This window comes from Devosia limi DSM 17137, from assembly GCF_900128975.1.
GTDB classification, from domain to species: domain Bacteria; phylum Pseudomonadota; class Alphaproteobacteria; order Rhizobiales; family Devosiaceae; genus Devosia; species Devosia limi.
Window position 1 is genome coordinate 48,339 of record NZ_FQVC01000014.1, and the last position, 22,498, is coordinate 70,836.

General features: G+C 63.0%; 19 protein-coding genes and 1 pseudogene. 13 read left to right on the forward strand and 7 right to left on the reverse strand.

Annotated features, from left to right (window positions below):
- Positions 1 to 50: 50 nt before the first annotated feature.
- The 6 genes from BUA69_RS17840 (at position 51) to BUA69_RS17865 (ending at position 9,860) form a co-directional block, all read left to right on the forward strand.
- Positions 51 to 653 carry a DUF1419 domain-containing protein gene (locus tag BUA69_RS17840; RefSeq protein ID WP_035085924.1) on the forward strand — a complete coding sequence of 201 codons (603 nt, stop codon included), beginning with the start codon at positions 51 to 53 and terminating at the stop codon, positions 651 to 653.
- Positions 654 to 663: 10 nt separating this feature from the next.
- A complete protein-coding gene (locus tag BUA69_RS17845; protein WP_035085926.1) occupies positions 664 to 1,062 on the forward strand; it encodes a DUF3085 domain-containing protein in 399 nt (132 codons plus the stop codon).
- Between the two features lie 83 nt (positions 1,063 to 1,145).
- Positions 1,146 to 6,257: an N-6 DNA methylase gene (locus BUA69_RS17850; protein ID WP_046133988.1), complete on the forward strand. Its 5,112-nt coding sequence runs from the start codon at positions 1,146 to 1,148 to the stop codon at positions 6,255 to 6,257.
- Between the two features lie 283 nt (positions 6,258 to 6,540).
- Positions 6,541 to 8,211, forward strand: a complete 1,671-nt coding sequence (locus BUA69_RS17855; protein ID WP_035085928.1) for a ParB N-terminal domain-containing protein — start codon at positions 6,541 to 6,543, stop codon at positions 8,209 to 8,211.
- A 262-nt stretch (positions 8,212 to 8,473) separates the two neighbouring features.
- Positions 8,474 to 8,812: a hypothetical protein gene (locus BUA69_RS17860; protein ID WP_244446356.1), complete on the forward strand. Its 339-nt coding sequence runs from the start codon at positions 8,474 to 8,476 to the stop codon at positions 8,810 to 8,812.
- Between the two features lie 460 nt (positions 8,813 to 9,272).
- Complete coding sequence (locus BUA69_RS17865; protein WP_046133989.1) at positions 9,273 to 9,860, forward strand: hypothetical protein; 588 nt, start codon at positions 9,273 to 9,275, stop codon at positions 9,858 to 9,860.
- Positions 9,861 to 10,079: 219 nt separating this feature from the next.
- Here BUA69_RS17865 and BUA69_RS17870 read toward each other — a convergent pair whose 3' ends face one another.
- Both BUA69_RS17870 and BUA69_RS17875 read right to left on the reverse strand, forming a co-directional pair.
- A complete protein-coding gene (locus tag BUA69_RS17870; protein WP_051960924.1) occupies positions 10,080 to 10,526 on the reverse strand; it encodes a DUF305 domain-containing protein in 447 nt (148 codons plus the stop codon).
- Between the two features lie 37 nt (positions 10,527 to 10,563).
- A complete protein-coding gene (locus BUA69_RS17875) occupies positions 10,564 to 11,358 on the reverse strand; it encodes a glutaredoxin family protein (RefSeq protein WP_051960925.1) in 795 nt (264 codons plus the stop codon).
- 366 nt (positions 11,359 to 11,724) lie between these two features.
- On the opposite strand from BUA69_RS17875, the gene BUA69_RS17880 reads away from it, so the two are divergent.
- From BUA69_RS17880 to BUA69_RS21085, 5 genes are all read left to right on the forward strand, one after another.
- The gene (locus BUA69_RS17880; RefSeq protein WP_035085930.1) at positions 11,725 to 12,789 is read left to right on the forward strand and encodes a DMT family transporter; all 1,065 of its coding nucleotides are present in this window, start codon (positions 11,725 to 11,727) and stop codon (positions 12,787 to 12,789) included.
- Between the two features lie 385 nt (positions 12,790 to 13,174).
- Positions 13,175 to 13,360, forward strand: coding sequence for a hypothetical protein (locus BUA69_RS17885; protein ID WP_035085931.1), 186 nt, complete (start codon positions 13,175 to 13,177; stop codon positions 13,358 to 13,360).
- Positions 13,361 to 13,600: 240 nt separating this feature from the next.
- Positions 13,601 to 14,530, forward strand: coding sequence for an ArdC family protein (locus tag BUA69_RS17890; RefSeq protein ID WP_046133959.1), 930 nt, complete (start codon positions 13,601 to 13,603; stop codon positions 14,528 to 14,530).
- A gap of 750 nt (positions 14,531 to 15,280) precedes the next feature.
- A complete protein-coding gene (locus BUA69_RS17895; protein WP_035085932.1) occupies positions 15,281 to 15,598 on the forward strand; it encodes a DUF736 domain-containing protein in 318 nt (105 codons plus the stop codon).
- A gap of 64 nt (positions 15,599 to 15,662) precedes the next feature.
- A complete protein-coding gene (locus BUA69_RS21085; RefSeq protein ID WP_160194728.1) occupies positions 15,663 to 15,821 on the forward strand; it encodes a hypothetical protein in 159 nt (52 codons plus the stop codon).
- Positions 15,822 to 15,876: 55 nt separating this feature from the next.
- On the opposite strand, the gene BUA69_RS17900 is transcribed toward BUA69_RS21085, so the two are convergent.
- Complete coding sequence (locus BUA69_RS17900; RefSeq protein WP_244446359.1) at positions 15,877 to 16,113, reverse strand: WGR domain-containing protein; 237 nt, start codon at positions 16,111 to 16,113, stop codon at positions 15,877 to 15,879.
- Here BUA69_RS17900 and BUA69_RS21345 point away from each other — a divergent pair.
- Positions 16,066 to 16,248: a hypothetical protein gene (locus tag BUA69_RS21345; RefSeq protein WP_244446360.1), complete on the forward strand. Its 183-nt coding sequence runs from the start codon at positions 16,066 to 16,068 to the stop codon at positions 16,246 to 16,248. The genes BUA69_RS17900 and BUA69_RS21345 overlap by 48 nt on opposite strands.
- A gap of 19 nt (positions 16,249 to 16,267) precedes the next feature.
- On the opposite strand, the gene BUA69_RS17905 is transcribed toward BUA69_RS21345, so the two are convergent.
- From BUA69_RS17905 to BUA69_RS17920, 4 genes and pseudogenes are all read right to left on the reverse strand, one after another.
- Positions 16,268 to 16,546 carry an HU family DNA-binding protein gene (locus BUA69_RS17905; RefSeq protein WP_035085933.1) on the reverse strand — a complete coding sequence of 93 codons (279 nt, stop codon included), beginning with the start codon at positions 16,544 to 16,546 and terminating at the stop codon, positions 16,268 to 16,270.
- A gap of 3 nt (positions 16,547 to 16,549) precedes the next feature.
- A complete protein-coding gene (gene traG / locus BUA69_RS17910; RefSeq protein WP_035085934.1) occupies positions 16,550 to 18,463 on the reverse strand; it encodes a Ti-type conjugative transfer system protein TraG in 1,914 nt (637 codons plus the stop codon).
- A pseudogene (traD, locus tag BUA69_RS20655) lies at positions 18,453 to 18,665 on the reverse strand (conjugal transfer protein TraD); the annotation flags it as partial. The gene traG and the pseudogene traD, both read right to left, overlap by 11 nt.
- A 4-nt stretch (positions 18,666 to 18,669) precedes the next feature.
- Entirely contained in the window at positions 18,670 to 18,915 is a 246-nt protein-coding gene (locus tag BUA69_RS17920) for a TraC family protein (RefSeq protein WP_035085935.1), read from the reverse strand.
- A gap of 248 nt (positions 18,916 to 19,163) precedes the next feature.
- Here BUA69_RS17920 and traA point away from each other — a divergent pair, with 248 nt between their 5' ends.
- Positions 19,164 to 22,466, forward strand: coding sequence for a Ti-type conjugative transfer relaxase TraA (gene traA, locus BUA69_RS17925; RefSeq protein WP_046133960.1), 3,303 nt, complete (start codon positions 19,164 to 19,166; stop codon positions 22,464 to 22,466).
- Positions 22,467 to 22,498: the final 32 nt, after the last annotated feature.

The following is a 22,498-nucleotide window of genomic DNA, read 5'->3' on the forward strand; positions in this document are numbered from 1 at the left end:
TCCGCAAGGGATGAACCGCGCTCCGGCCCGCAAGTGGCCAGGAGCTCCCTATGACCCTTCACACCTCCATCCGCAAAATCTACTTCGGCGTCGCTGATCGCCGGCAAATGTTCCGCCTGTTCGACCGCCATGCGCAGCGGCCCAATCGCTGGGAGAATGACGATAGCGCGCTGTTTGCCGGCGAGTGGTTCGAGATCGCGCGCGCCGAACACGACTATATGCTCGACATCCTGCCGCCGCTCTGGATGCGCGGGGAAATGTTCGCCATGCGCGAATTCCTCACCGGCTCGGTGACCAGCGTCTTCTACACGCTGCGGATCGACGGCAAGACCCGCTATTTCCACGCCTATTGTGACCTCGCCCAGGCTCGTTCCCCGGTCGAGATGCGCGACGGAATCGTCGAACGCGAATGCTGGCCGGTGAAGGCCATGACGCATGATGAGCGTCTCGAGCATGTTTGGAGCGAAACCCATGATGAGTATCGTGGCTATGCCGGGGACAGGTTCCTCCCCCAGCATCGCGGCAAGCGCACCATTCTCGCCTATGGCTTGGGCACGACCGAGCTCAAGCTGCTCGACGATCTCACCGATGAAGAGATCGCTGCCAAGCTGCCCGTCCATTTGCGGCACCTCCCCACCCGCGTTGCAGCGTGAGGTGTGAGCGATGTTCACATTTCCCATTCTGGCCGTGCGCAAGATCGTCGAGCGCGGCATTGCCGATGCCGCCGCCAATGGCGGCTTCCGCAATCCCTACTACGGCACGCGTCCGGGCCAGGGCGAGAGACCCGGCATCTGGCTGGTCGGCGACGAGGGGGTCTACATCATGTCCAACGGCAAGCTAGCCGAGGGGCAGAAGGCTCTCGTCATCTATGCCGAGCAGTGCCACCCCAAGGGCGATATCGACTGGTGGGATTACAAGCGCCGCCATTTCGGCGCCGATGACGGTATCGAGTTCATCGAAGCTGACCGGCTGATCCCGCTCTTTGACCGCAACATGCGGGCGACCCACCTCAATGTGCAGCTTACCGAGAGCGAAATCGCGCTCTCGCTGCTCACCCGCTGACCTCTTCCAAATCCATGCCGCCGACCCTCGACCGATATCCTTCGGCCGAGCGGCCACGCGCGCCTTTGCTCTGGAGACCGCCCATGTCCAACGATCCCTTCACCCTCGACCTGTTCAGCAACACCTCACTTTCGTCCGGGCTCGGCCTGGGCGTTACCGCCTTCGGCAGCCTCTTCGACGACGACCGCGTCACCGAGGAGGCGCCGAACAGAGAAGGTGCCGCCGCACCGGCGCCAACGTCACCGAATGGTCCTTCGACCCCTTCAACATCGCGCCCGACACCAGACGCCACGCCTCGCGGCCAGACCTTCTTTCTCGAAGGCAATCGCGGCCTGGCCAAAGGCTGGAAGCAGCGCGCGCGCGATAATCTCGAGGCCCTCCAGCTCGCCGCGAAGATCGAGACCGAAAACCGCCCGGCCACGCCCGAGGAACAGGCCCGCCTCATCCGCTTCACCGGTTTCGGGGCCTCGGACCTTGCCAATGCCGTGTTCCGGCGTCCGGGCGAGACGGCATTCCGGGACGGCTGGGACGAGATCGGCGCCGACCTCGAGGATGCAGTGTCCAGCCAGGATTATGCCTCGCTGACGCGTTGCACCCAGTACGCCCATTTCACGCCCGAATTCATCGTCCGGGCGATGTGGTCCGGCCTCATGCGGCTCGGTTGGCGTGGGGGCAGGGTGCTCGAACCCGGCATTGGCACGGGCATTTTCCTCGCGCTGATGCCGCTGGAATTGCGCGACCAGGTGCATGTCACCGGCATCGAGATCGATCCCGTCACCGCGCGCATTGCCCGGCTACTGCAGCCGCAGGCGCGCATCATCAATGCCGACTTCGCCCGCGCCGAGCTGCCTGCCAGCTTCGATCTCGTCATCGGCAACCCGCCATTCTCGGATCGAACGGTGCACTCTGATCGCGCTTATCGCTCGATGGGACTGCGATTGCATGACTATTTCATCGCCCATTCGATCGATCTGCTGAAGTCAGGTGGCCTCGCGGCCTTCGTGACGAGCGCGGGCACCATGGACAAGGCGGATGCATCGGCGCGCGCGCATATCGCCAGGTCCGCCGATCTCGTCGCCGCCATCCGTTTGCCCGAGGGCAGCTTCCGCGCGGATGCCGGCACAGACGTCGTGGTCGACATTCTCTTTTTCCGGAAGCGTCGGACCGGAGAGGTCGCGAGCGATATGGCCTGGATCGATGTCGATGAAGTCCGCCCGGCCAACGGCGACGACGGCTCGATCCGCGTGAACCGTTGGTTCGCGCGCCACCCGGATCTTGTACTTGGCGCGCATGCCATCACGTCGGGCCCATTCGGTGAGACCTACACCTGCCTGCCGCGGCCTGGTGTTGACCTCGAAGACGCCCTTCCGGTGGCGATCTCCCATCTGCCGGAGACCATCTATGACGGCGAGCCCGATGCGATTGACCTCGACGCCGATCACGGCGCGCCCGTTGAAGACGGCGGAGACCCGAGCCCGGCCACCCGCGAAGGCAGCTACTTCATGGCCTCAAACACGGCGCTGATGCAGATGGTGGACGGGGTTCTCGTGACCATTGCTGTGCGCAAGGGGCGCAGCGCCGACGGCGTGCCCGACAAACATGCCCGCATCATCCGCAAACTGATCCCCATTCGTGACGCGGTGCGCGAGGTGCTCAAGGCCCAAGAGCTCGACCGGTCGTGGAAGCCGGCACAGGTCAAGCTGCGCATCGCCTGGTCCAATTTCGTGCGCGCCTTCGGGCCGATCAACACCACCGTGGTGTCGACGAGCGAAGATCCCGAGACCGGCGAGGTTCGCGAGATGCATCGCCGGCCGAACCTGCAACCATTCCTCGATGACCCCGATTGCTGGCTGGTCGCCTCCATCGAGGACTACGACCTCGAAACCGATACCGCGCGGCCAGGCCCGATTTTCACCGAGCGGGTGATCGCGCCACCCTCGGCGCCTATCATCACGTCGGCCGCTGATGCCTTGGCCGTGGTGCTGAACGAACGCGGCCAGGCCGACGTCGATCACATCGCCGGGCTGCTGCAAATGGATGCCGATGCTGTTATCGCCGAACTGGGCGAGGCCATCTATCGCGACCCCGAAACCGGGGCGTGGCAGACGGCCGATGCGTACCTCTCCGGTCAGGTCCGCGACAAGCTCAAAGCTGCCGAGGCCGCCGCGACCCTCGATCCCGTCTTCGAACGCAACGTCCGCGCGCTTGTCGATGTTCAGCCCGCCGATCTTGGTCCGTCCGACATTACCGCGCGTCTCGGCGCACCCTGGATTCCGGCGGTCGACGTCGTCGCCTTCGTCAAGGAGGCCATGGGCGCCGACATCAAGATCCGTCACATGCCGGAACTGGCATCATGGACAGTGCAGGCCCGCCAGCTTGGCTATATGGCGGCCGGCACATCGGAATGGGGCACCGGACGCCGCCATGCCGGCGAGCTCATCGCCGACGCGCTCAACAGCCGGGTGCCGCAGATCTTCGACACCATCAAAGACGGCGACAGCGAGAAGCGCGTGCTCAACGTCGTCGATACCGAAGCCGCAAAGGAGAAGCTGACCAAGATCAAAACGGCGTTCCAGACATGGATCTGGTCCGACCCTGATCGAACGGATCGCTTGGCGCGGGTCTACAATGACCGCTTCAACAATATAGCGCCCCGAAGCTTCAATGGTGACCACCTCCAGCTTCCGGGCGCCTCAGGCGCCTTTTCTCTTTATCGGCACCAGAAGCGCGGCATCTGGCGCATCATCTCGGCGGGCTCGACTTACCTCGCCCATGCCGTGGGCGCGGGCAAGACCATGACCATGGCCGCCGCGGTCATAGAACAGAAGCGTCTCGGTCTCATCGCCAAGGCCATGCTGGTCGTGCCCGGACACTGCCTGGCGCAGTCGGCGCGCGAGTTCCTGGCGCTCTATCCGACCGCACGCATCTTGGTCGCCGACGAGACCAATTTCACCAAGGAGAAGCGCCACCGCTTCCTGTCGCGCGCGGCGACCGCGACGTGGGATGTTATCATCATCACGCACTCGGCCTTCCGCTTCATCAGCGTACCCTCGGCCTTCGAGCAGCAGATGATCCAGGATGAGCTCGAGCTCTACGAGACCCTGCTCACCAAGGTGGAGAGCGATGACCGTGTCTCGCGCAAACGCCTCGAGCGCCTGAAGGAGGGCCTCAAGGATCGCCTGGAGTTGCTTGCGACGCGCAAGGACGATCTGCTCACCATCTCGGAAATCGGCATCGACCAGATCATCGTCGACGAGGCGCAGGAGTTCAGAAAACTCTCCTTCGCCACCAACATGGCGACGCTCAAGGGCATCGACCCCAACGGCTCGCAGCGCGCCTGGGACCTCTATGTGAAATCCCGCTTCGTCGAGACGAAGAATCCAGGCCGGGCGCTCGTGCTCGCCTCCGGCACGCCGATCACCAACACGCTGGGCGAAATGTTCTCGGTGCAGCGCTATCTCGGCTACGCAGCGCTGCTTGAGCGTGGCCTGCACGAGTTCGATGCCTGGGCCTCGACCTTCGGCGATGTCACCACCGAGCTCGAGTTGCAGCCCAACGGCAAATACAAGCCGGTCACGCGCTTCGCCACCTTCGTCAACGTTCCCGAGCTTATCGCCATGTTCCGCTCATTCGCGGACGTGGTCATGCCCGAGGATCTGCGCGATTACGTCAAGATCCCAACTCTCTCCACCGGGGCGCGCCAGATCAGGACCTCAAAGCCGTCGGCCGCCTTCAAGCGCTATCAGGTCCTGCTCGATGCCCGCATCAAGGCGATCGAGCAGCGCGAGGGGCCGCCCGAGCCTGGCGACGACATCCTGCTGTCGGTCATTACCGATGGCCGCCATGCGGCGATCGACTTGCGCCTCGTGGATGCCGACAATGACAATGAGGCGGACAACAAGCTCAACGACCTCGTTTCCAATGCTTTCCTCATCTGGCAGGAAACCGCCGGCAACGACTATGTCCGTCCCGACGGCAAGCCCTTCGAGCTGCCGGGCGCCGCGCAGATGATCTTCTCCGATCTCGGCACCATCAACGTCGAGAAGACACGGGGCTTCTCGGCCTATCGCTGGATTCGCGACGAGCTGGTGCGTCTCGGTGTGCCGACCTCCGAGATCGCCTTCATGCAGGATTTCAAGAAGTCCGACGCCAAGCAACGACTCTTCGGCGACGTCCGCGCCGGCAAGATCCGCTTCCTGATCGGCTCCTCCGATACCATGGGCACCGGCGTCAATGCGCAGTTGCGCCTCAAGGCCTTGCACCATCTTGATGTCCCCTGGTTGCCCTCCCAGATCGAGCAGCGCGAGGGCCGCATCCTGCGGCAGGGCAACCAGCACGATGTCGTCGACATCTTCGCCTATGCCACCGAGGGGTCGATGGATGCCCAGATGTGGCAGAACAATGAGCGCAAGGCCCGTTTCATCGCGGCGGCGCTCTCAGGTGACACCTCGATCCGCCGGCTTGAAGACCTCGGCGAAGGCCAGGCGAACCAGTTCGCCATGGCCAAGGCCATCGCGTCTGGCGATCCGCGCCTGATGCAGAAAGCTGGTCTTGAAGCCGACATAGCCCGGCTCGAGCGCCTGCGCTTCGCCCATCAGGACGATCAGTTCGCGATTCGCCGCCAGATCCGGGATGCAGAGCGGGATATCGAGTATTCGACGCGTCGGATTGTCGAGGTCGGCAACGACCTCGCCCGTCTGGTTCCGACTGCCGGAAACGCCTTCGGTATGACGGTCGGCGAAGAGCGCCTCACTGAGCGCAAGCTCGCCGGCCGGGCGCTGATGAAGGAGATTCTGACCCTCGTGCAGCTTCAGCACGAGGACGAGACCATCATCGCCTCAATCGGCGGATTCGAGCTCGCATATTCCGGCCAGCGCTTCGGCCAGGACGGCTACAGCTACAGCACGGCGCTGCTGCGCACCGGAGCCGAGACTGAAATCGAACTCCCGGTCACCAACACACCGCTCGGTGCAATCGCCCGGCTCGAGCATGTCCTTGTCGGCCTCGAGGAGGAGCGGGCACAATATCGGCGTCGCCTCTCTGACGCCGAGCAGCGCCTCGCCTCCTACCGAGTGCGCGAGGGCGGAGAATTCAGCTTCTCTGCCGAGTTGACCGACAAACGCCGGCAACTTGGTGAGATCGAAAAATCGCTTGCCGAGGATATCGTCCCCGCCGGCACCCGCGCCGCAGCCTAGCCAGAACTGCAACGCTCGGGAGGAGCAAAAAAGGGCGGAATGAGGAGGGGATAAGCCTGCTCGCAGATCGGGCGATCCGCCGGCGCTGACGCTCAATCGCTCCCTTGCGATCCCGGCCCGTCACCCTGCGCAGGGCTGAAGGCGCCCCGCTGGGCCAGCCGGGCAGGAATGCTCGGGCGCAATTGCACCGGTTCGCCCGCTCCGCGGGCCGGAGGGTGTCTTCGGGAAGAAGACGGACAAGGACCGGCAAAGGCCGTGTCCGCAATCCTAAAGGAGCATCTCCATGGAACTGAAATTTGTCGATCCGCGCTCGCTCACGGACAATCCGGACAAGGCGCGCCGCTCCAGGTCCAGCCCGCAGGCCGACGCCCTGCTGCTGGCAACGATCAAGGCCGTAGGCATCGTGCAGCCGCCTGTCGTCACCGCAGAAACTGATGGCGGCAACGGCTTCGTCATCGATGAGGGTCATCGCCGCGTGAAGCAGGCGATTGCCGCCGGGCTAGAGGAAATCGCCGTTCTGATCGTTCCGCGCGCCGAGGACGGTGGCGCCATGCGTTCGTTGGTTACAACGATCGCACACGAGCAACTCAATCCGGTCGATCAATGGCGCGCCATCGAGCGCCTCGTCTCGCTCGGCTGGACCGAGGAGGCGATTGGCATCGCGCTCGCCCAGTCGGTGCGCCAGATCAAGAAGCTCAGGCTACTGGCCAGTGTGCTGCCGGCGATGCTGGACCACATGGCCAAGGGCGACATGCCCGATGAGCGGCAGCTTCGCACGATCGCGGCGGCGTCGCTCGAGGATCAGAAGGAAGTCTGGAAGGCGCACAAGCCGTCCAAGGGCGATCCGCAGGTCTCGTGGTGGAGTGTCGCCAATGGCCTCGCCAGGACCCGCATGTACGCGCGCGACGCCAGTTTTGGCGACGAGCTTGCCCAGGCCTACGGCATCGCCTGGGTCGAGGACTTGTTCGCTCCCGCCGACCAGGACAGTCGCTATACCACCGATGTGGAAGCTTTCCTTGGCGCCCAACAGGAGTGGATGACCCAGAACCTGCCCAAGAAGGGCGTCATCACCGACGTCAACACCTATGGCGAGGTCAAGCTGCCGCCCAAGGCAGAACGCGTTTATGGGACGCCCAAAAAGTCGTACCACACCGCGATGTATCTTGACCGCGAGGGCAAGGTGAAGTCGGTCCACTTTCGCCTACCCGAGGCCAAGAAGAAAAGTGAGGGCTCCAACGACGCCGGCGGCGCGGACGAGACGATCGTCATCTCCAAGCCCCGTCCCGACGTCACGCGCAAGGGGGTCGAAATGATCGGCGACCTGCGCACGGACGCACTGCATGAAGCGCTGGCGCGGGCACCCATCGAGGACCACACCCTGCTCGCACTGCTCATTGTCGCCTTCGCGGGACAGAACGTGCGCGTCGACTCCGGCGCGGGCGGTGACTTCCGCTTTGGCGGACGCCTCGGCCGGCACGCGGCAACCCTCTTCGATGGGGAGGGCAAGCTCGCCCCTGACACCAATGCGCTGCGCGTCGCCGCCCGCGGCGTTCTGATCGACGTGCTCTCGTGCCGCGAGAACATCAGCAAGTCCGGCATCGTGGCGATCGCCGCTGGCTCGGCCATCGGCGCCAATGGCTTTCTGGCCAATATGGGCACAGAGGACTTCCTCTCCTGCCTGTCGCGTCCGGCGCTCGAGGCTTCGTGCAGCGATACGCCGGTGGTGCCGCGGGCGCGGGTCAAGGATACGCGGGATGCGCTCGCCGAACATTACAAGGAGGGTCATTTTGTCCATCCAGCCGCGCTATTTGCCCCCGACGCGACCAGCCTCGCGGAATGGCTCGCCAAGAACACCGTCACGGAAGTCGAGGATGACGATGTGACGGACGTCGATGAGATCGGCGGAGGTGCCGACGACGAATTCGAGGAGGGCTTCCGCGACGCCGCCGAGTAAGGCCTTCGCGGTTCCATTCTTTCGATCGCTCTTCCGCCGCCGGGTCGACCCGGCGGCGGTTTCGTCTTTAGCACTTCATGGAGGGCGGCATGTCCGCACACGCGATCTTCCAAACCGCACCCGTGGGGGCCTTGCCGCCATGTCTGACGGAAAGTCGTGGCAGCCTGGTGCCGACGCCGTCTAGGCAACTTCCAGTCTCGGCTCCATTTCACGCACCATGCCGGTCCGTTCAGTTCGCCCACTGGCGAGGGAGGGGGTCGCCGTGATCCCCGCACCAGAGCTGCGCCGCCAACTCTCCCGGATGCGGGAGGCACACCGGCAAACCCAGCGTCAGCTGGACATGGTGGACCGGCAGATCACACGCCGCATGACCGCGCTGATCCCCGGCCTGCTGCCCCGCCGGTCTCACTATCATCGGGGCAAGCCGGCTGACCCTGGGGCGTTTCTTGAGCGCTATCGGGCACAGGTCTCCGCCCTGACCACTGAACGCCAACCGGAGATCGAAGCCCTTTCGCTTAAACTGGCGTTACAGGAGCAGGCGATCGCCAACTTCATTGAGCGGCACGGTCATGAGGCCGGCCTCAGCGAACAGGTCCCTTGACGTATGCGATCGGGTCGGAAGCCGCCGAGGGTCGATGGCCCCTCGACTGATGCGGGGCATCTGGGCGACCAACACGTGGTGGTTGTCCCTACCGCAGACACATTGGAGCCTGGCGCGTGAATGTCAGTTGGTCATGACCGTCTGTCCTTCGGTTCCCATGTCGAAATTGAGGTCCCGTGCTGGTCCTCCCTCGGGCTTCATGCAGTCCTGAACCGGCGACCGTTCGCTTCAAGGCCGCGTACCGCGCCGCGCGGCGGCCGGCTCGAACCAATCTCGACATGGCAGGCCCGCGGCCCGCGCGAGGGCTGAAGGGCCCCTGCTTGGCTGCAAACCTTCCATGCTCGCCTCGGTCCGCCCGGACCCTGAAGCACCCGTCATTCCGCCGGTTCTGTTGGTCTGCGCCCGAGGGAGGGCCGGCACGGGGCCGGTCCGAGCTTCGGGAACCGAAAAGGAAAACGCCATGACAGACAAACCTGCCAAATCCCGCCCCAACGCCCGCGTCGTTCCGCTCCGCAAAGCCACCACCCTGCAGATGGTCCGGCTTGCCTGCCCCGACTCCGGACAATGCGCTCTCATCTCGGAGAGTTTCGGGCTCCCGGTTCTCGATAGCGACGGCATCCGAGACCTCCACGAAAAGCTCATCATCGATACCGCTGCGGCGCTCGACGAGGGGCTTGGAGAACGCGCTATGCAAATCCACATGCAGCGCATCGTTGGGGCATTCGTTGGTTCGGCCTATGGAGCCGGTCAGTTCTACAGCCGGGCTGTTTCCGAAGCGCGCGACGCCACAGCCAAATCAGCCTGCGACGACCGAGACGAAGATGTCAGTGGGCCGGTTGGCTTTGGCAGCGCCGCGCAGCGCAAGCGGGAGTTCGCCGCAGATATGGCGCTCCAGGCTCACGCCTTGCGCATGGCTGCCGAGGGCACTATCGCAGCTTACGAGAAGATCGTTGGCGAGGCTTGGAAACCCTTCGAACGGGTCGTCGATAACCCCGGCCAGTCCGTCGACCGCAAGGCGGCCGAGGTGCAGATGGCGGCCCTTGGGTGACGGGCCCCTCGGGCGGAGCTTCGGCTTCGCCCACTTATCGCATCAGATCTTCCAAAAAGAAACTACGGTGGGCTGAGGGGCGACGGCAGTGCGCCGCTCCACAGCAGTCGGTCCGCAGGATCAGGTTATTCAGCGTGCTCGCCCTCCCGCCCCAGTCTTAGAACTGAAGGATTTCTAGGCTGAATGGTGGGGATGCGCGAAGCGTATCCCCGATCTCGATTACTCGCTGGCGCCTTCGCCTTCGAGCCACTCGACCATTTCGGCGATCTCTGCCTCCTGGGCATCGATCACCTTCTGCGCCATTTCCCTCGCCCACTGGTTATCACCATGCTCCAGCTCGGCCTTGGCCATGTTGATGGCGCCCTGGTGGTGCGGGATCATCCCGCAGACGAAGGCCACGTCGATGTCTTCCACCATCATGCCGTCCATCATCTGCTTGTTAGTCACGTCCATGCCGGCCATCAGGTCGGTATGGGCCGCGTCCATCTCATGGGACATGTTCATGGCCATGTCGCCGACCATGCCCTCGGCGGTCTTGCAGATTTCGGGCAGCTCGGCACCCGCCGCCGACATGTCATGGCCCGCCATGGCGTCCTGGGCGAAGGCAGAGCCGGAAGTGGCGATCAGGAAGGCGCCGGTCAGAAGGGTCGTCTTGAAGAGGTTCATTATCATAGCTCCTTGGTTTGGCGTTCTTGTAGTTCGATTACATTACGTGCCCGGAGGGGATAACCCCGAGAGCCGAAAGACCCATCCAGATCGCCATGGCGACCATCATCAGGTTCTCGGTAAGGGAGACAAACCCGAGCGGTACGTTGCTGGAACCGCCGACGCAGGCGCATTTGAGCTCACGTCTGTCTACGTAGACCGCCTTAAAGACAGAGACCGCGCCGATCGTCCCGATGAACAGCGCTATCGGAACCGACAACCAGGTTAGAGCCCCGGCGACCATCAGGATGCCGGCGGCGCCTTCGGCATACGGATAGACGTAGCTGTACGGAACCCAGCGCTTGGCTAGGAGGTCGTAGTTCAGGAACATGGTGGCGAAGCTCTCGACGTTCTGCAGCTTGAGCAGCGCCAGCACGACCATCGAAAAGCCGATGAACCACTCGGCGGCCCGCAGCGTGAACGGATTGCCCGTAACGGCATAGCTGGCCGCCATGGCGGTCAACGCAGTCATGGCGAACAGCACCGCCACGGGCCGATACGTCGTTGCCTTGGGGTCTGCAACGGTCTTGCCCAGGAACCGGCGGGTGTCGTCATGACCGCCGACGCGCTGGCCGTCGACAAAGACCTGGGGCGTCGTCTTTACGCCGTACTTCTCCTTGAACGCGTCGGTCTCCTCGCGTGTGGTCAGTTGATGATCCTCGACCTCATAACCGGATCGCTTCAGCATGTCCTTGACCTTCAGGCCATAGGGGCAGGTGTGGTCCGGCATTACCATGCGATAAATGACGGCCTTCTTCCTGGCCGACGTGGCGTCCAGTGCTATGGTGGACATGGGACAGTCCCTTCTTTGAAACCAGTGATTTTCATCTTGTGCACCTTACCATCATTGGAAGGTCAAGGCCCCTTATCCATGACTTACCATCGTGACGTGGATGCCTACGTCCGCAGGCTCGACGGTAACCTTCACGTCAGTATACATGGTCTATGCTGACGACCATGACCCCAGATGATGCCACGCACCTGCTGTTCGAAGCCCATCTGCTGGTGCGGCATGGACCGGAACGCAGCGAGCGGGCAATGGCGGACCTTGCGCCTGCCATCAACCGGCTGGACGAGGTAGAGTCGTTTTACCCTGATCTCCAGGTGGAGATCGACCCGATCCGGGCCGCCTTCGCCTGCCAAACGCGTAGAGATCGAAATGACATCCAAATCTTACCTCTGGCCCGGCGTCCCCCTGGCGCTCGGTTCCGCTGTGCTGTTCGGCGCAGCGGCGCCGCTTTCGAAACTGCTGATCGGGTCCGTTGACCCGTGGCTACTCGCAGGCATTCTTTACCTGGGTGCCGGCACCGGGCTGGCGATTGTGCACCTCGGCCGTCCGCTGATCGGCCTTCCGTCCCCGGAGGCACCACTTCAGCGCAGCGACCTGCTGTGGCTGGCGGCGGTAATCCTGTTCGGCGGCATGCTGGGACCACTCTTCCTGATGCTGGGCCTGTCGCAGACCAGCGCCTCGTCCGGATCGCTCCTGCTCAACCTCGAGGGCCTGGCTACAATGGCCATCGCGTGGATCGTGTTCCGCGAGAACGTGGACCGGCAGCTGATCCTCGGTGCCGCCGCCATCCTCGCCGGCGCCGTGCTGCTGTCGTGGACGGGAGCTGGCCTGAGCCTCGACACCGGCAGCCTGTTCATCGCCGCGGCATGCCTGAGCTGGGGCATCGACAACAACCTCACACGCAAGCTGTCGTCAGCCGATCCCGTGCAGATAGCCATGATCAAGGGCCTGGTCGCCGGATCCACGAACCTGGTACTGGCTCTGTCGCTGGGTGCCAGCCTGCCGGGCATCGGCCTGATCGGCGCGGGTGCCGTCGTCGGTTTCCTCGGTGTCGGCGTCAGCCTCGTCATGTTCATGCTAGGGCTGCGGCACCTGGGTACCGCGCGGACCGGGGCGTACTTCTCGCTGGCGCCGTTCATTGGTGCAATGCTGGCCATCCTGATTTTCCGCGATGCCATCACCTGGCACTTAGTCGGCGCGGGGATGCTGATGGCGATCGGGCTGTACCTGCACTTGGCCGAGCGGCACGATCATGAGCACGACCATGAGGGCCTCGAGCACGACCATGCCCATACCCATGACGAGCACCACCGGCATGCACACGATGGCCCGGTGACGGAGCCTCATTCGCACTCGCACCGGCATGAACCAATGCGCCACAAGCACCCACATTACCCGGATCTGCACCACCGTCATGGGCATGGCCACGGCTAAAGTTCAAGTTCAGTTCAGCCTGCATAACAGTGCTTGGTTTCTGCTCGCCAAGATCAGAGGCAGATTATGTACAACGGCCTGGTAAATGTGGATGTCCGAAAAGGGGTGGAGGCTGCCTCTTTGCGGAGCTTGCCAAGTGGCGTCTGGTGGCTACCGTGCTCATCTCGACCTTGCTCCAACCGTTGCTGGCCCGCCTCGCTGCCCCATCCCGCTCTCTTGTGATGGCATTCCTAATGCGACCGCGGATCTTCCACGATCAACCCGCAAGGGGTCCGCTAGCAAGCTGCGGCCTCTCGGCTGACGCCTTCGCGGTGATCGCGCCCGCCGCCGCACCCTGACGGAGCCATCGAGCGGGAATTGTCCCGCTCCAAGATGGAGCCCTCAGATGTCCAACGATCTAACCCTCGCCCAGAAGGCCGCCTGGCACCTCGCCCGCACTCTTATGGCCCCAGTGGTTCTTTTCCAGGTCGACGATGAATTCGGCGTGCTGCCCGCCGACGAGATCGATGACGCCGACGTCAAAGTCCTCTTCGAATACGATCCCTATAGCGGCGGTTGCTCGGTTCACTGAAACCGATCCGACCTCCGATTGAGGCGGCGCCCGGCGCCGCCTTTCTTTTTGTCTCTCGCCTGCTCCCGCCCCCGTCCTGCCGGTGGTCCTGGCGGAGCCAGGCTATCAGCGCAACGGCTTCGCCGTCCTCCGCTGCGCTGCGGCCCATGGGGGTGCGCTGTCCGCCTTCCTGCTCCGCCCTGGCGGACCCCGTGACGGGGCCGCGATCGGCGCAGCCTCCAGAACCGGAGGTTCATGAAAATGAGCATGAAAGAGAAAGGACCGCGCATCGACATCTATGCGCGGATCACCGACCGCATCGTGGCGGATATGGAGAAGGGCGTTCGCCCATGGATGCAGCCGTGGCGTGCGTCGAATGCCGTGGGCCGGGTGACGCGGCCCATACGGCATAACGGCCTGCCCTATAGCGGCATGAACGTGCTGCTGCTGTGGTCTGAGGCCCTCGCCCGCGGCTTCATCAACCCGATGTGGATGACGTTCAAGCAGGCGCTTGAGCTCGGCGGCGCCGTCCGCAAGGGCGAAACCGGCTCGATGGTCGTTTTTGCCAGCCGCTTCACCAAGACAGAGACAGACGCCGCCGGTGAGGAATTCGATCGGGAGATCCCGTTCCTGAAGGCGTATACGGTCTTCAATGTCGCGCAGATCGACGGCTTGCCGGACCAATATTACGGGCCGAAGACAGAACCCGTGCGCGATCCAGTCGCGCGCATCGAGTATGCCGATCGCTTCTTCGCCAGTACCGGCGCCGTGATCCGGCACGGCGGCTCACAGGCCTATTACGCCCCCTCGCTCGACATAATTCAGATGCCGCAATTCGAGACCTTCCGCGACGCCGCCTCATATGTCGCCGTCCTCAGCCATGAAGCCGTCCACTGGACTGCAGATTCTCGACGGGTCGGACGCGATCTCAGCCGCTATGCCAAGGACCGCAGCGAGCGGGCGCGTGAGGAACTGATCGCCGAGCTCGGGAGCTGCTTTCTCTGCGCTGATCTTGGCATCGCGCCAGAGCTCGAGCCCCGGGCCGATCATGCCAGCTACCTGGCCTCCTGGCTCAAGGTCCTCGTCGACGACAAGCGGGCGATCTTCTCGGCCGCTGCCCATGCGCAGCGTGCAGTCGCCTTCCTGCACGGCCTTCAACCGGCGATCTCTGAAGATCGCAGTGCTGCCTGATGATCATGAGCCTGTCGACGGCGGGGACGGTCACGGGCCCCCGGTCCCTCTGCGCGCCCTCTTGCTCCTGGCGGACGTGTAATCCACCGCCTGGGCGCTGATAGCCCGCCCATGGCGAAGTCGGACCCAAGATCGCCCCCTCCTGTGTGAGAAGGGCCTCGTGTGTGTTGGATGCTGAATGGAGCGCCAACGGCGGACGGTCATCATCCTGCCCTGACTACGAACCGTTGGCAGGGTGCATCCGGGGGGCGGTCGTTATCGTCTGTGTCACACCGAAGGTTGCAGGCTGGGCTCGTGGTCGTCTGCACAGCCTTTACCGGGTCCGTGCTGAGAAACCAGAATGGGGGCTGGTCGCGTCGTGGGCGCCAGCGCTCGAAGCGAGGCTGACGAGGTCGGGCAACGGATCGCGCCGCACCGTCACCCCAGATGAAAGTGCCAGACCGACACCAGCCAATGTCACCTCCGGGCGGGTCTTCAAGCTCACGCCCAGATCACGTCCTCGATTTGGCATGTCTGACCGAATGACGTCGTCGCCGAAACGGCGACGCCTCGATCTTATCCCCGCAACCGCCGTCCGCAACTTTCTTCCCCTGATCGCTGCGCGCTCATTCCTCGCGAAGCAAGAATGCTGCTCCCGGCCGCCCTCCACTTTGTTCCGGCCTCTTCGAGGTGCGGGTCGATCGCCCCCGGTCTGTCGACAGCCATCGAGGTCGCGATGGGCGCGACCCGACAAACTTACGGAGACGACAAATGGCTACCATCGGCACCTTCACCTCCAGCGCCAACGGTTTCACCGGCACGATCAAGACCCTCAACCTCAACGTCAAGGCGCGCATCGAGCGGGTCGAAAACCCTTCCGACAAGGGCCCGCAGTTCCGCATCTTCTCGGGCGCAGTCGAACTCGGTGCAGCCTGGCAGAAGACGGCCAAGGAAACCGAACGCGACTACCTCTCGGTCAAGCTGGACGATCCGAGCTTCCCCAACCCGATCTACGCCACCCTAATCGAGGTCGAAGGGCAGGAAGGCCTACAGCTCATCTGGTCCCGGCCCAACGGCAACCGCGACTGATCCGCATCGAGGCCCCGTCCACTGGCGGGGCCTTGATCCTTTTATCCACTGCGGGAGAAACACCTTGGCCTTCATCGACGAAATCGAAGAGCTGCGCGCCGAACTCTGTCACAGCCACCTGACCGTCGCGGAACGCCGTAGCGCTGAGACAAGACTGGTCGAACTCCGTCAAAATCGAAACGTAGAACCCGGCAACGCGCAGAAGGCCACCACAAGGCACTAGCTCCACTGCGCCTAGCCTGTGACGGCTCAATGTCTACTTAGCGTCGTCACCCACGTCAGGATCGAGGAACGGCTGTCACAGAGTTTGGAACCGATCGAGAGACCCGCCTCGGCTGATAGCCGCGGAGCCTTTTGGCCCGCAATAGCTCAAGGAAGAGTCCCACAGCCTCACCCTCGTCATCGAAGGAGTGCTGAACTGTGCGCCCGATGGTTCCGATCCGGCCCCAGCGACGGATGAGCCGGGCTTGACCGAACAGCGTTTCCTCAATCGACAGCGCGTAGAAGCGCGCCATGTTACGGTCCGGGTCCCGGCGTTCGATATAGAGCTGATATTGCTGCGCGATCATGCCGAGCAGAATCGCGCAGCCCGAATCCGCCGTCCAATGATTGGTTTGAATCACTGGATCGGCATCGATTCATTTTGGTGATGGATGCGGCGGCCGCCGATCAGCCGTTGAGCGCATCCTTGATCGCCTTGGCCGGCGTAAAGCTCAGCTTCTTGGAGGCCGCAATCTTGATCGCGGCGCCCGTCGAGGGATTACGACCCTCGCGCGCCGGCGTGTCCTTGACCTTGAACTTACCGAAACCGGGAATGCTGGTTTCGGCCCCCGATGTCGCTGCTGCGGCAATTTCCGCGAATACGGCTTCAACGATGGCTTTGGCTTGGGCCTTGGTGAGGCTTTGCTCAGCGGCGATCTTGTCGGCGATCTCGGTCGTCGTGGTCATTGGTCACTCCTCATGATGGAAACGGTTTTTGCTTACCACGGATTTCATGTCCGCACGCCGGAACCAGATGGCGCGCCCACAGCGGATTGGTGGATTGCCCGCTGTGAACACGATCTGCTCGTCGGCACGCATCTGCAGCACTTCATGCGGCAGGATGAGAGGACGTCTCGATAATTGCCTGGAGCGGGTGCGAGACGATCCAGACGATTTTGTGCTGGTGCTGACCTGGCTGACCTCGACCGTGGTATCGCCGCACCGTTTGGAAATGTAGTCTGCCGTCTCTGGGTCATTGATCGCCGCAAACGACATCCAGGACGCGCTTTCAAACCATTTGCTCGTCGCGTCACGGCCGCCGTAGGCCTCGCGCATCTGCCCGATGGACTGAAACAGCAGCACCAGCGTGATGCCATACTTGCGGCCGGCATCGCGGGCAGTTTCGAGAATGCGCATAAAGCCGAGCCGCGCCACTTCATCAAGTAGGAACAGTGTCCGACCCTCGATCTTGCCGTTGCGATTATAGATGGCGTTCATCAAGGCGCCGATGATTACCCGGGCGAGGCCCGGATGGTTCTCCAAAGTCTTGAGGTCGAGATTGATGAAAATGTCGGTCGTGCCGGCGGCGAGGTCGTCGGTGGAAAAGGTGTTGCCCGAAACGAGCGCCGCGTAGTTCTCGTAACTCAGCCAGTGGGTTTCCTTGGCGGCTGAAGCGTAGACGCCCGAAAAGGTCTCGGGCGTCATGTTGATGAAGGGCGCGACGTTCTCCTTGACGAAGGTCGAGCCGGAACTGTCGTAGATGGCTTGCAGCCGTTGCCGTAGTTTGGGTTCGGGCTCAGCCATATTGGCGCGGACCCGCCGCAGGGTTTGTTCTGCCGGATCGACATGACCTGACAGGCACACATCGGCGATCAAAGCCGTGAGCAGTTGCAGCGCCGCACCCCGGAAGAAATCATCGCGCGCCGAACCTGCGCGCGGCGCCTCGGTGATGATCCAGGACGCGACGGCGGCAATGTCCTCTTCCTTGCTGCCACTAAAGCGACCGATCCAGTCGAGGGCGTTAAAGCCAATTTCGGGACTGGATGGATCGAGGGCAACGACCGTGCGCTGTGCGGCGCGCCGGTGCTCGCGGACCATCGGCGCGACCTCGTTGGACGGGTCGAGTATCACCAGACCATGCCCCCATTTGAGGGCGGTCGGGATCGTCACCGAGGTTGTCTTGAACCCGCCCGATCCCGCAAAGGCGATGCCGTGGGTTGAACCGAAGGCACAGTCAAAGCACAGGAGCGGCGACGTACCGCCTACGCCCCAACTTTCCTTGTCATCGGCGCGGAACGCCCGCTCGGCGACAACATCCTGGTCAACGCGACAGCGTTCCCCGATGACAACGCCGCCCATACTGGGGAACAGCCTTTTGGTTTCGGCTTGGCTCATCCAGTTGGAGGATCCGTGAATGGCGCGTCGTCCTTCTATCCGCTTCGGCGCCTTGGCGGAAAAGGCCCGGTTGCCGCGCGAGACGACGCGGAGCCCAAACAATCCGGCACCAAGGGCGAGCATCGCGCCCATCGTTGTCGATGGATCGACAAAGCCGAGAACCGCATTAAACGGTACCTGGTCTGCGAAGCTGGAGAGTCGCGCAAGTTCACGCCACACGGCGACCGCGACCGCGACCGTTGCGCCGCTGGCAACCCCACCGCCGACATAGCGGATCGCCGTCGAGCCGGCCGACGCAAACAAGATAACAACGCCCAAGCCGGCAGCTGTCGCATAGGGCAGGGCTATGCCGAGCTTGCCGAGTAGCATCTGCGCGCTAGATGTCGTCCCTAGACCTGCCATCCGCTGCTCGATCCCTGTCAGCATCCAGACGGTCGTGGTCATCAGCAGGATGGGCATCAACACCGAAGTCAGCTTCTTGAGCGTCATGGCGGAAGGCCTCTTCTCCGATGGCAAGGAGGCGCGCGCGCTCAGGCGCATTGCCGGCCAACTTGCGTTTGGCCTCGAGCAACAGGCCAAGCAGCAACGCCCGCTTTTCGTAGCGCAGCCCCGCCTTAGCGATGAGGCCGCCCAGTTGGATTTTTTCTCTGGTGTCTTTTTTCCGGTCGTCGGTCCTGGCCAATTGCATCATCCGCTCAGTCCGTCCGAGTGTTGCCCTGAGGCGCGCCAGGAGCGGCCTCCTTCGCCCCGGTGGCCTTCCGAAACCGAGCTGAGAGTTCTTCGAAGGCTTTGATGAGGTCGCTGTCTTCGACCTCGACGTCGCCGAGCCCGGCCCTGAGCGCGATGCGTCCGATGCGTCCGGCCTCTTTGGTTTCCGCCTGCTTGAGCTGCTCCTGCAGCCTGGCGATTTCGTCGCGGAGTTTGATGACGGGCTTTTTCACGTGTCGTTTCCCCTTGGACCGAAAATGCCCCGAAGTACGACATGATCTTCCCCGCATGCAAGCCAGTGCGCACCCTATCAAATCCGATAGGTCGGCAGCGCCGACTTCTTTTGCGATTATCCCGCCGTTCCGAAGGAATGGCTCCAAGGGCGCAGTAATACGTTGCGTGGCAACGTTGCGGGCTCCGCCGGAAGGCAAGGACCATTTCGGGTGAACACCGATCCTTCAACTCCGGAAGCTCCGCTGCCTTGGCCATCACCCATTTCACGCCCCAGCTCATCAGTCGCGGCTCCGGCCGGAGCGCGGTCGCGGCCGCTGCCTATCGGCATTGTGCGCGTATGGAGCATGAGGGCGAAGGCCGAGTGATCGACTACTCGCGCAAGGCTGGCATGGTGCACGAAGCGTTTGTGCTGCCGCCCGACGGACCTGCTTGGGCGAGGACGTTGATCGCCGATCGCTCTGTTGCAGGGGCGGCGGAGGCGTTCTGGAACAAAGTTGAGATTTTTGAGAAGCGTCCAGATGCCCAACTGGCCAAAGAGTTCATTCTGGCGTTGCCGATCGAGCTGGCGACCGAACAAAACATCTCGATGATGCGCGCCTTTGTCGCCGAGCAAATCCTGGCGAGAGGTATCGTTGCGGACTGGGTCTATCACGACGTTCCTGGCAATCCCCACGTCCACTTGATGACCAGCTTGCGGCCGCTGACAGAGGACGGCTTTGGCGCCAAGAAAGTCCCGGTGATCGGCGCGGATGGCGCGGTGGTCCGGACCCCGTCCGGCCAGATCGTCTATCGCCTTTGGGCCGGTGACAAGGATGACTTCCTTGCCCTTAGGCAGGCCTGGTACGATTGTCAGAACCAGCACCTGGCGCTCCATGGCCATGATGTCAGGGTCGATGGCCGTTCTTACTCTGAACGTGACATCGACATTGCGCCAACCAGCCATATCGGTGTCGCCGCCAAGGCGATTCAGCGTCAGGCCGAACGTGACGGCCGGGACGCCGAGCTCGAGCGCCTGCGTCTGTTCGAAGCACAGAGACAGAAATCTGCGCGCAAGATTGAACGCAATCCGGCGATTGTGCTCGACATGGTCAGCAGGGAGAAAAGCGTCTTTGACGAGCGGGACCTCGCCAAGGTGGTGCATCGCTATATCGACGATGCAGGCACCTTCGCAGCCGTCATGGCACGCATCCTTGAGGACCCCGAAATCGTGCGGCTGGAGCGCGAGCGCATCGATCTCGACACCGGCGAAACCCTACGATCGCGCCACACGACGAGGGCAATGATCCGGATCGAAACGGATATGGCCGATGAGGCCATACGGCTTGCCGGCAGACACGGCTTTGAGGTCGATCGCCGCGTCATCCAATCAGTCTTTGATCGGAACAGCAGGCTTTCGGGCGAGCAGCGCTCCGCAATCGAACGTGTCGCCAGTCGCGAATGTATCGCAGCAGTTGTTGGTCGCGCCGGTGCGGGCAAGACCACGATGATGACTGCGGCGCGCGAGGTTTGGGAGGCGGGGGGCTATCGCGTCGTTGGCGCGGCGCTGGCGGGAAAGGCGGCTGAAGGGCTGGAGAAAGAAGCCGGCATTGAAAGCCGAACCTTGTCGTCATGGCAATTGCGCTGGAGCAAGGGTCGAGACCTGCTCGATGAGCGTACGGTGTTCGTACTGGACGAAGCGGGCATGGTGTCCTCGCGGCAGATGGCCGAATTCGTGGCGGCGGTGTCGGCGGCCGGGTCGAAACTGGTCCTGGTCGGCGACCCCGAGCAGCTGCAGCCGATTGAAGCCGGGGCCGCGTTCCGCGCCCTTGTCGATCGTATCGGCTATGCGGAACTGGAAAACATCTACCGCCAGAAGCAGCAATGGATGGGTGACGCATCCCTCGATCTGGCGCGTGGCAATGTTCGCGAGGCGATCGCCACTTATGCCGACCGGGGCCGGGTGCTCGGGTCGGCCCTCAAGGCAGATGCCATCGCCAATCTCATCGCCGATTGGAGCCGGGATCACGATCCGGCGAAATCGACGCTTATCCTCGCGCATCTCCGCCGTGACGTGCGGCAACTCAACGAGCTGGCGCGCGGTAAGCTCATGGAACGAGGATTGATCGAGCTCGGGCATGCCTTCCGGACGGAAGACGGCGAGCGCCGCTTTGCGGCCGGTGACCAGATTGTCTTCCTCAAAAACGAAGGATCACTGGGAGTCAAAAACGGCATGATCGCCCGGGTTGTGGAGGCAGGCCAGGGTCATATCGTTGCCGAAATTGGCGATGGCCCCACTGAGACCCGCCACCGGGTTGAGATCGAGCAGCGCTTCTACCGCAATATCGATCATGGCTATGCCACCACGATCCATAAAAGCCAGGGCGCGACCGTCGATCGGGTCAAAGTACTGGCCACCCTTTCGCTCGATAAACACCTGACCTATGTCGCCATGACCCGGCATCGAGAAGACGTGGCGCTCTACTATGGCAGCCGATCCTTCGACAAAGTCGGCGGGCTGACTAAGGTTCTTGGGCAGCGCAATGCCAAGGAAACCACCCTCGACTATGGCGCCAGCCGGCTCTATCCCGCGGCGCTCCACTACGCCACCAGGCGCGGCATGCATGCCGTCCGCGTTGCCCGGACCCTGATCTCCGATCGCCATCGCTGGGTCCTCCGGCAGAAGGCGCGGCTGGAAAAGCTCACGGGGCGATTGATCAGCCTGGGTGCGCATCTCGGTCTCATCAAAGCGCCGCCATCCGCCCCCGAAGTAAGGAGTGAGCCCATGATCCCGGGCGTAGGCAGCTTTGCCAAAACCGTTGCCGATGTGGTCGATGAACGCCTGCTGGCCGACCCGGCCTGCAAGCGTCAGTGGGAGGAAATCTCGGATCGGTTCCGCTCTATCTATGCCGATCCAACAGCAGCGCTCGCCGCCATGAAGTTCGAGGCGGTGATCAAAGATCCGGAGCACCGCAAGGCCGTTCTGGCAACGCTCGAACAACGGCCCGCCGCATACGGAACGCTCAAGGGTAAGACAGGCCTACTGGCCTCGCGACAAGAAAAGGCAGATCGCGCCAATGCCGAGCGCAGTGGACCAACGATACGGCTCGAAGTTGATCGATACCTACGGACGCGGGCCGCTGCCACTGTCCGGATCGAAGCCGAGGAGCAGAAGGCGCGCGCACGTGTTCGCGTCGACATCCCGGCCCTTTCGTCTGAGGCAGTTGCCGTCTTAGACAAGGTTCGCGACGCCATCGACCGCAACGACCTCCCGTCGGCTCTCGGCTTTGTCCTCGCCAGTAAAATGGCCAAGGCCGAGATTGACGCCTTCAACGCGGCCGTTGCCGAACGCTTCGGGGATCGCGCTTTTCTGGGCAACAATGCAAGCCGGGCCGATGGAGCAGCCTTCAACGCTATGGCAACGGGTCTCAAAGCGAGCGAACGAGAGAACTTGGCCACGGCCTGGCCTCTAATGCGGGCGGCCCAAAAAGTCGCCGCACACGAAAAGACTGAACAGGCGGTCAAGGAACGTCGGGCACTTGAGCAGCAACGCACCGTAACGCGTGGGTTGTGACCATGCGGCAGCGAGAGTTCGCGATCAGAGCG

Bases quoted from the DNA above. Each gene is read 5' to 3' on its own strand.
- BUA69_RS17840 (WP_035085924.1), top strand. From the start codon at position 51: ATGACCCTTCACACCTCCATCCGCAAAATCTACTTCGGCGTCGCTGAT.
- BUA69_RS17900 (WP_244446359.1), bottom strand. From the start codon at position 16,113: ATGGCGCGCTTCTACGCGCTGTCGATTGAGGAAACGCTGTTCGGTCAA.
- traG (WP_035085934.1), bottom strand. From the start codon at position 18,463: ATGACGCTCAAGAAGCTGACTTCGGTGTTGATGCCCATCCTGCTGATG.
- BUA69_RS17875 (WP_051960925.1), bottom strand. From the start codon at position 11,358: ATGTCCACCATAGCACTGGACGCCACGTCGGCCAGGAAGAAGGCCGTC.
- BUA69_RS17870 (WP_051960924.1), bottom strand. From the start codon at position 10,526: ATGAACCTCTTCAAGACGACCCTTCTGACCGGCGCCTTCCTGATCGCC.
- BUA69_RS17885 (WP_035085931.1), top strand. From the start codon at position 13,175: ATGTCCAACGATCTAACCCTCGCCCAGAAGGCCGCCTGGCACCTCGCC.
- BUA69_RS17850 (WP_046133988.1), top strand. From the start codon at position 1,146: ATGTCCAACGATCCCTTCACCCTCGACCTGTTCAGCAACACCTCACTT.
- BUA69_RS17855 (WP_035085928.1), top strand. From the start codon at position 6,541: ATGGAACTGAAATTTGTCGATCCGCGCTCGCTCACGGACAATCCGGAC.
- BUA69_RS17890 (WP_046133959.1), top strand. From the start codon at position 13,601: ATGAGCATGAAAGAGAAAGGACCGCGCATCGACATCTATGCGCGGATC.
- BUA69_RS17905 (WP_035085933.1), bottom strand. From the start codon at position 16,546: ATGACCACGACGACCGAGATCGCCGACAAGATCGCCGCTGAGCAAAGC.
- BUA69_RS17895 (WP_035085932.1), top strand. From the start codon at position 15,281: ATGGCTACCATCGGCACCTTCACCTCCAGCGCCAACGGTTTCACCGGC.
- BUA69_RS17880 (WP_035085930.1), top strand. From the start codon at position 11,725: ATGACATCCAAATCTTACCTCTGGCCCGGCGTCCCCCTGGCGCTCGGT.
- BUA69_RS17845 (WP_035085926.1), top strand. From the start codon at position 664: ATGTTCACATTTCCCATTCTGGCCGTGCGCAAGATCGTCGAGCGCGGC.
- BUA69_RS17865 (WP_046133989.1), top strand. From the start codon at position 9,273: ATGACAGACAAACCTGCCAAATCCCGCCCCAACGCCCGCGTCGTTCCG.